This window comes from Roseburia sp. AM59-24XD (genome assembly GCF_003478445.1).
GTDB lineage: Bacteria > Bacillota > Clostridia > Lachnospirales > Lachnospiraceae > Jutongia.
Genome location: NZ_QUET01000023.1, coordinates 64539 through 72447, shown reverse-complemented (window position 1 = coordinate 72447; position 7909 = coordinate 64539). Strand labels below are relative to the sequence as shown.

Annotated in this window: 7 protein-coding genes; 5 read left to right on the top strand and 2 right to left on the bottom strand. The window is 46.3% G+C overall.

Annotation, left to right across the window (positions count from 1 at the left end; genetic code table 11):
• Positions 1–172: 172 nt before the first annotated feature.
• A complete protein-coding gene (locus DXA20_RS11785; RefSeq protein ID WP_022305078.1) occupies positions 173–685 on the bottom strand; it encodes a shikimate kinase in 513 nt (170 codons plus the stop codon).
• A 172-nt stretch (positions 686–857) separates the two neighbouring features.
• Here DXA20_RS11785 and DXA20_RS11780 point away from each other — a divergent pair, with 172 nt between their 5' ends.
• Entirely contained in the window at positions 858–1763 is a 906-nt protein-coding gene (locus tag DXA20_RS11780) for a chemotaxis protein (protein ID WP_118560996.1), read from the top strand.
• Positions 1764–1786: 23 nt separating this feature from the next.
• Here the strand turns inward: DXA20_RS11780 and DXA20_RS11775 are convergent, their stop codons facing one another.
• Positions 1787–2725, bottom strand: coding sequence for a S8 family peptidase (locus DXA20_RS11775; RefSeq protein WP_118560994.1), 939 nt, complete (start codon positions 2723–2725; stop codon positions 1787–1789).
• A gap of 188 nt (positions 2726–2913) precedes the next feature.
• Between DXA20_RS11775 and DXA20_RS11770 the strand changes: the two genes are divergently transcribed.
• From DXA20_RS11770 to DXA20_RS11760, 4 genes are all read left to right on the top strand, one after another.
• Complete coding sequence (locus DXA20_RS11770; protein ID WP_118560992.1) at positions 2914–4035, top strand: CDP-glycerol glycerophosphotransferase family protein; 1122 nt, start codon at positions 2914–2916, stop codon at positions 4033–4035.
• 72 nt (positions 4036–4107) lie between these two features.
• The gene (locus tag DXA20_RS11765) at positions 4108–5898 is read left to right on the top strand and encodes a fibronectin type III domain-containing protein (RefSeq protein ID WP_118560990.1); all 1791 of its coding nucleotides are present in this window, start codon (positions 4108–4110) and stop codon (positions 5896–5898) included.
• Positions 5895–6032 carry a hypothetical protein gene (locus DXA20_RS16225; protein WP_158577225.1) on the top strand — a complete coding sequence of 46 codons (138 nt, stop codon included), beginning with the start codon at positions 5895–5897 and terminating at the stop codon, positions 6030–6032. The genes DXA20_RS11765 and DXA20_RS16225 overlap by 4 nt, the downstream gene beginning before the upstream one ends.
• 106 nt (positions 6033–6138) lie before the next feature.
• Positions 6139–7851 carry a CDP-glycerol glycerophosphotransferase family protein gene (locus tag DXA20_RS11760; protein ID WP_118560988.1) on the top strand — a complete coding sequence of 571 codons (1713 nt, stop codon included), beginning with the start codon at positions 6139–6141 and terminating at the stop codon, positions 7849–7851.
• The last annotated feature ends 58 nt before the right edge of the window (positions 7852–7909 follow it).

Here is a 7909-nt window from a genome sequence, read left to right as displayed (position 1 = left end):
AGCCACAGCCTATCAGTCTGTGCACGTCAACTATTGAAACCGCCGTGTACCGAACGGTACGCACGGTGGTGTGAGAGGACGGCGGTTAGTCACCGCCTCCTACTCGATTAACGCAGGTGTTTGTTTCAAATAATTGTAACGATCAAAGCAAATTGATATTTTATGGCAGATATTATAGAATGTCCGTGGTGCTTCTAAGCAACCTGTTGATCTCGGAAACACAGTCGCGGATCTCTCTGCCGGAGCAGTCGATCGTGATGTCGGCATATTTTTCGTAGAGAGGAATTCGTTCCTGATAAAGAGAATGAAGACTCTGTCCCTCCTTGATCGCAACACCGCGCTGGTTTAAGTCGCCGAGACGTTTCTGAAGCTCCGTTTCCGGAAGTTTCAGGTAGAGAACGGTTCCGATCTCCTTTAAATGTGCCATTGCTTCATGACCGTAAACAACACTTCCGCCGGTTGCAATAACGGATGAGTCGGTATCAATTGAAGCATTGACCTGATTTTCAATTCGGTTAAAGCCGTCAAGTCCGTCCTGTTCAATGATTTCATGAAGGAGACGGTGCTCCTGCTCCTGAATCAGCAGATCGCTGTCAATAAAGCGAAAACCAAGATTTTTAGCAAGGACAACGCCGATCGTGCTTTTGCCGCAGCCCGGCATGCCGATCAAGATAATATTATTCATAGGAAAATCCTCCTGTGGTATTTTATCAAAATAAGATATCTGCTATGGTGCAAATTCTGCTCTATTGTATCCGATATCGGGTGAGAAGTCAAAAGTGTCTTGAAAAAGAAATGTTGCTATTGTAAAATGGAAAGAAAGATATATAGAACGGAATCTATAATGGAGGAAGATAATGGATACAAATATTTTATTAGAGAGCGGAACAAATGAGCTTGAGATCCTGGAATTTATGGTGGGCGGAAATTACTATGGAATCAATGTGGCAAAGATCCGGGAGATCATTACTTGTCAGGAGCTGACACCGATCCCGAACAGTCATCCGAACGTGGAGGGAGCATTCAGCACCCGTGGAGAGACGATCACAGTGGTGAATCTGGCAAGAGCACTTGGTATGAAGGAACAGATGGATGAGCCAACGCAGGATATGTTTCTGATCACCAATTTTAATATGGTAAATACCGGCTTTCATGTGCATGGTGTGGTGGGAATCCATCGTGTGAACTGGGGACAGATCATCCAGCCGGACAGTATGATCTGCAATTCGTCGAAGAGTATGATCACCGGTATTGTGAATCTGGATGGAAAGCTTGTGCTGATCCTGGATTTTGAGGCAATCGTTGCAGAGATCGCACCGGATATCGGAATGACGATGCATGGAGCCGGTAATCTGGAAAACAGAGAGACCAATCATGCTCCGATCCTTTTTGCAGAGGATTCCAGACTGCTCAGTATGCTGATCTATGATACGCTGACGAAGGCAGGATATGTCAATGTGATTCCGTTAAATAACGGTTTGGAGATGTGGAACCTATTGCAGCAGTATAAGAAGGAAGGTACCTTACGGCAGCATGTGCAGTGTGTTGTGACAGACATTGAGATGCCGCAGATGGATGGGCACAGGCTGGTGAAGCTGATGAAGGAGGATCCGGAGTTAAAGGAGATTCCGATCATCATTTTCTCCTCGCTGATCAATGATGACATGAGAAGGAAGGGAGATGCGCTGGGAGCTGATGCGCAGCTTTCCAAAAATCAAATGGGAGAATTTGTCGACACGGTTGACCGTTTTCTACGAAAATAAAGTGGATAAATTAAAACAGCAGCTTACAGATACAGCAGGCGGTCGAGCCGGATCAGTCCCCAGCCCTGGCGGGAATGATCATAACCGAGATCGACTGCTGTTTTTTTGAGCTGGAATTTGACCTCACGGTTGGAAAGATATGGACGTTGCTGCAGAAGAAGAGCAATGCATCCGCTGACAACCGGCGTTGACATGGAGGTACCGCTGCGGCTCTGATAGAGCCTGCCTGTGGACATGCTGTCATAGGAACTGCCGTAGAGGCGGGCAGAGTAGGTATGCATTGGCTGGCAGCTGATAATGTTAGAACCGGGTGCAACGATATCCGGCTTTTTGATACAGCTTTCGGTCGGACCGCGCCCGGAATAATCTCTGCCGTTGCCGGTCTGCATTACATCGGAGGCGCCGACGGTGATGATCTTGCGGCTGTTGCCGGGAGCACCGATGCTGTGCGGAGAGGGACCGTGGTTGCCGGCGGCAGTCAGGACGACAAGCCCCTCCTCCCAGAGGGCTTCCACGCCGCGGACGAGAGGGGAATTTTCATCAAAATGTCTGCCCCGGCTGCTTCCGACAGAGATATTGACGATCCGAATATTATATTGTCTGTAATGAGCGAGCAGCCAGCGGATTCCGGAAAGAACATCTTCGATGTTGCCCTCCCCCTTCTGGTTGAGAATCTTGATCATGACAAAATGGCTGTCCGGAGCGATGCCCTCGTAGCGTTTTCGGCTGGCGTTGCCGTTTCCGGCGATGATTCCTGTAATATGCGTGCCATGTCCGTTGTCATCATAAAAGTCCGGACGATGGTTTACGGTATCCACAAAGGCTTTTAGACGGCTGTCTTGCAGTGTCAGATCCGGATGCCTGCCGATTCCGGTATCAAATACGGCAATACCGATTCCTTTACCGGTCAGATTCAGACTGCGTGCGGCAGGAAGATGAATAAGTGATGCGACTCGCTGCATGGGATACCCTCCGGAAGTTTATTTTCTGCTACAGATAATTTATGTTTCAAAGAAAAATCGGTGACTTGTATTTGTAAGGTTATTTGGTATAATAAAAAAGAATGTTTGTGTCAGGCGGTTTTTGGGTGGAACGAGCAAGCTGCCTGCCTTTAGAAAGAAAAGAAGACTGATATGAAACAATAGGTTATTTGATATTTGCATGGGTTTATAATATATGCAGCATTTTTTGCGAACCGGATCCGCACAGGATCATTCTGTGGAATGGTCACAATCATGGAATCAATGGCAATTTAAAGGAAATACAAAATGCATATTCAGGGAAAGCAGGCGATGTCTGCGAAGCGTTTGCCAAGAGAGATCTGTTCCGTAATCCGGACAGTGGAATGCGCAAATCGTTGTGGGGATGTATTCATGATGCGTTTTTGTTTTTCGTGGTGTATCCCTGTCATATGGCGCGGGCGGGAAAGGTTTTTCTGAATGATAATTTTCTTCCGTTATGTTATATGAGAACAACAAAGCGTGATACACAGTTTGTGCAGCTCTGGCATGGAGCCGGAGCATTTAAGCGGTTCGGACTTTCTACGGAGACAGATCCGAAGGTGGCAGAGGTTGTGAGAAGTGCCAATCGGAAGATCACACATCTGTTTGTGACCTCACAGGCTGTAAAGCCGTTTTATGAGGAAGCGTTTGCCGTGCCGCCGGAGAGGATTTATCCGACCGGGATTCCGGTGACAGATATTTATTTTGATGAGGAGAGGATCTGTCAGAGGAAGAGCAGCTTTTATCAGAAATATCCGGAGCTTGCGAGTAAGAAGATTTTACTTTATGCGCCGACATTTCGCAGAACAGATGAGGAGAACCGGCAGATCATGGATCGGTTTGATGCAGAGCGGATCCATCAGATCCTTGGAGATGAATGGGTCATACTGATCCGCATGCATCCGAAATTTCCGGTCGAAAATCTGCCACAGAATAAATATTGCTATAACATGACAGACTATAATGATATTACAGATCTGTATCTGGTATCCGATCTGTTTATCACAGATTATTCCTCTTCGGTGGTGGAATATGCATTGTTAGACAAGCCGATCCTGTTATTTGCGTATGATCTTGCAGAATATGACCGAGGCTTTTATTTTGATTATGAGAACATGATGCCGGGGCAGATCGCGCATACACAGACAGAATTGTATGAGCTTTTGCAAAATAATTGTGATAATTTACCAAAACGACAAAATTTTGTCAAATTTCAATACGATAATATGAAAGGAGACGCCTGTGGGCGTATTCTGGATATATTAGGCTGAAAGTTTTAGAGACTGCCTGTACTGTGGCGGTCTTGTCAGGGGGAAAATATACAGTACAGAAATGAGGATGAAATGAAGAAAATCAGAAACTACAAGACATTGGCGTTTGGTCTGGCAGTTCTTTTATTTATGCTGCAGATCACATCGTCTGCGGCAATCTGGCAGACGGAGAAGGCAAAGGCGGCTACAGGACCGCAGGATACCTCGACAATCGTTGTATCCGGAGCAGCAGTGACAGTTGATCCGAATATCGTGATGTCTGCAGTGACAGCCGTAGAGATCACCAAGTATTCCATTGCGTATCAGTGGTCGGCTGTGCCGAATGCAACAAGTTACTATGTTTATAAGTATGATACGGTTCAGGAAAAATACGATTTCTATACGGTGACAACCGGAACGAGTATTCAGGTTGCAGGTCTTGCTGCCGGTGAAGAGTATTATTTTGCATTTTACGCAGTCAACGATCAGACCGCATGTCGAAGCGATTTTGTTGTATCATCACAGGTATTTACGAAGCCGGAGAAGGTTGAGAACTTTACGATTTCCGACAATACAACGACAAGCGTTGTGCTTCGCTGGACAGATATTCCGTCTGCGACAGGATATATCATTTATCGTGCCGGAACCGGTGGAAACTTCAAAAAGATCGGTGTTGCATCAACCGGTGAATATAAGGATACCACGCTGAGTGCCGGTAAGACATATCAGTATAAGATCGTGGCATATGCAGGAACGGAAGCAAATGTCGGTGAGGAGTCACCGGCAGTATTTACCTGTTCTCTGCCGGCAGCGCCGACGGTTACGATCAAAGGTGGTAATCAGCGAGTACGACTGACCTGGCCAGCTGTAACGGGCGCAAACGGTTATCATGTATACATCAACCAGAATGACCAGTATGTGCTGTTGACAACGCTGGAAGGAAAGTCCAATAAGAAGTTTATCCATACAAATCTGGAGAACAATCAGATTTATAAATATTATGTAACAGCATATCGTAACAACGTTTATAACGGAATGGTCTATGAGAGCAAGGCATCCATAGAAAAGACCGGAATCCCAATGGAGGTCAGTGCGACAAGCACCCAGCCAAAGCTTTACAAGAGTAAATCATTATTTAAGAAGTCTGCGGCCTGCAAAAAGAACAAAGACTTCAGCAAAAAGCTTGACTATGCAAAGAGCTTTGCAATTCCGGGTATGCTCAATACAAATGTGGCAGAATTTGGCTGTGGAACAATGGTTCCACAGGGAATCACGTTAGCGAAGTCTTATTTCTTCGTGACGGCGTATGACGGACGGGGGGAGGAAAACTCCGTTGTTTACGTTTTGACAAAGGATGACAAGGAGCTTGTTACTACCATCATTCTACCAAATAAATCGCATGCCGGCGGTATTGCATTTGATGGCAAGAATCTCTGGATCACGCAGGCAAAAACACTGCGCAGTATCCCTTTTAAGACGATCAAGAAAGCCCTGGATGAGGAAGCACCTTATTTGGAACTTTCCTCCTATGGCGTAGAGATCACACTGCCACAGCAGGCAGCTACGGTAACTTATTACAAAAAACTTCTCTGGGTTGCATCCTATGATGAGCTAAAGCCGGGATATCTGGTAAGCTATAAGATTTCCAAGAAGGGATCAAAGCCGGAACTGACACCGCTTAAGACTATTTCCATGCCGACGCGTGTACAGGGAATCGCATTTTCTTCCAATGGCAGACTGATCGTTTCCAGATCCTGTCAGACAGATCCGAAGAAGCGTGGTTACATGCATCAGCTGGATGTGTATAAGCCAAATCTGAAAAAGGCATCCAAGGTATTATCTCTCTTGGAAAGGTTCGCAGCACCGTTGCTGTTCCGACCATGAACGAGGAGATCACGATCAGTGGAAACCGTATCTATATTGTGTTTGAATCAGTATCCTTCTACAGTGCAGAGCAGCGTGTAGACAGAGTATGCGCCCTGCCTGTCAGCTATGTGACGAAACTGACAAAGAAATAAAATAATCCTACTGTTTTTGATGGCTGGTATTTCAAAAGTAATATGAAATACCAGCCATTTGTGATACACTATATAAATATAGTCTGACGTGGAGGAAATCATAGCAATGAATGTGCAGATCACAAAACATCATGTAGATAAAGAGAATAAGATATTAGAAATCGAGATTGAATGCCGGACGAGCCGGTCGCATACGGAACCGAAGCTTCGGGGATCGCTTGTATTTGATGCGGGCTGTGGCAGACGGTATTTTCCGGTTGTAGCCGGGAATCAGCAGGAAAATGGTCAGGAAAGACAGTATCTTTCCAAAGTTTCGGTGGATCTTTCGTATGTTTTTTTTGAAAAGTTTCCGGAGCCTTCAGAACGGGTGAAGCTTTCTTTGGCGTTTTGTGAACCGGAGTCCTTATGGAGCTATGAGCCGGCATCGTTTGATCTGCCGGGAGAACTGTTTATCCGGCAGCAGCATTCGAAGAATATTCTTCAGAAAGCGGGTTCGGTGGTGCTTTACGGAATCTGCACACTGCTTCTTCCGGTCTGGCTTTTGGATGGTGTGCTGGCGGTGAAAGGACTTCATCCGCTGCATGAGGCAGCAGCCGGCCGCCACGGGAAGAGTGCCGTGATCTATCATGCACATGGTCTGGTTCATGACCTGACCGGTTACGGCTATAGTGTGAGGGAGTATAAGACCGGTTATTTTAAAAAATGCTATGAACATGCCTGTCGCAAAGTGCCGCAGACAAAGGGGATTTTGTTTTTGTCGGAGCGGCGTGTGGAAAATGGTGGTAATTTGGACCGCATTCGTGCCTGTGTGCGGGAAAAGGGACTTTCCTACCGGGAATTTTTAACAGAGACGCCGGTTCATAAGCTGAGCAGAAAGCAGATACGGGAATGTGCAGAAATGGTGGCGGAGGCAAAGCTCATTATTCTGGAGGACTTTGTGCCACAGCTTCATGCACTGACTATGCGTCCGGAGACACAGATCCTGCAGATGTGGCATGCTTGTGGAGCATTTAAGCTGTTTGGTTTATCAGAGATTGGCGTTGTGGATCACCTGACGCAGTCGTCAAGGAATCACCGCAGCTATACGGCAGCGCTTGCGAGCAGCAGTGGTGTTGTTCCTTTTTACAGCGAGGCCTTTGGTATCGATGAGCGCTGTGTGCGGCCGGTCGGAGTTCCGCGGACGGATGTCTTTTTCGATACAGCATATCGGGAACAGATCCGGGAGGCACTTTATACACGCTATCCAGTTTGCCGGGATAAGAAGGTCATTTTATTTGCACCGACCTTCCGGGGAAGCGGTAATAAGACAGCCTATTATCCGTGGGAGAAGTTTTCTGTGGAGAAACTGATGAGAGAGCTTCCACAGGAAAGTGTGCTGATCCTCAAGAATCATCCGTTTGTCAGAGACTGCTGTGAGATCCCGGAGGAATATCAGGACAGGGTGCTTGATCTTTCGAGAGAAGAGAATATCAATGATCTGCTCTTTATCACATCGGTGCTGATCACGGATTACAGCTCGGTTATTTTTGAGGCGGTGCTTTTGAATATTCCTATTTTATTTTATACGTTTGATCTGCAGGAATATCTGGAGAAAAGAGATCTCTATTTTGAATTTGCGGCATTTGCGCCGGGAAAGATCATTTCGGATATGGAGGCACTTATAAAAGCGGCGGCGGGGCTTCTTGATGATCCGACAGAAGAGACATCCCCGGCAATGACAAAGACGCAGTTTCAGAGACTGTTTTTAGATGCACTTGATGGTCACTCGACACAGAGAACTATGCAGCTGGTGGAGGAACTGCTGGCAACCGGAGATTGACAGGAAAGAGCGAATTATTATATTATGTTACATGAGTATATTGATGAAAAAGAACGGA

Bases quoted from the DNA above. Each gene is read 5' to 3' on its own strand.
- DXA20_RS16225 (WP_158577225.1), top strand. From the start codon at position 5,895: ATGAACGAGGAGATCACGATCAGTGGAAACCGTATCTATATTGTGTTT.
- DXA20_RS11760 (WP_118560988.1), top strand. From the start codon at position 6,139: ATGAATGTGCAGATCACAAAACATCATGTAGATAAAGAGAATAAGATA.
- DXA20_RS11780 (WP_118560996.1), top strand. From the start codon at position 858: ATGGATACAAATATTTTATTAGAGAGCGGAACAAATGAGCTTGAGATC.
- DXA20_RS11765 (WP_118560990.1), top strand. From the start codon at position 4,108: ATGAAGAAAATCAGAAACTACAAGACATTGGCGTTTGGTCTGGCAGTT.
- DXA20_RS11785 (WP_022305078.1), bottom strand. From the start codon at position 685: ATGAATAATATTATCTTGATCGGCATGCCGGGCTGCGGCAAAAGCACG.
- DXA20_RS11775 (WP_118560994.1), bottom strand. From the start codon at position 2,725: ATGCAGCGAGTCGCATCACTTATTCATCTTCCTGCCGCACGCAGTCTG.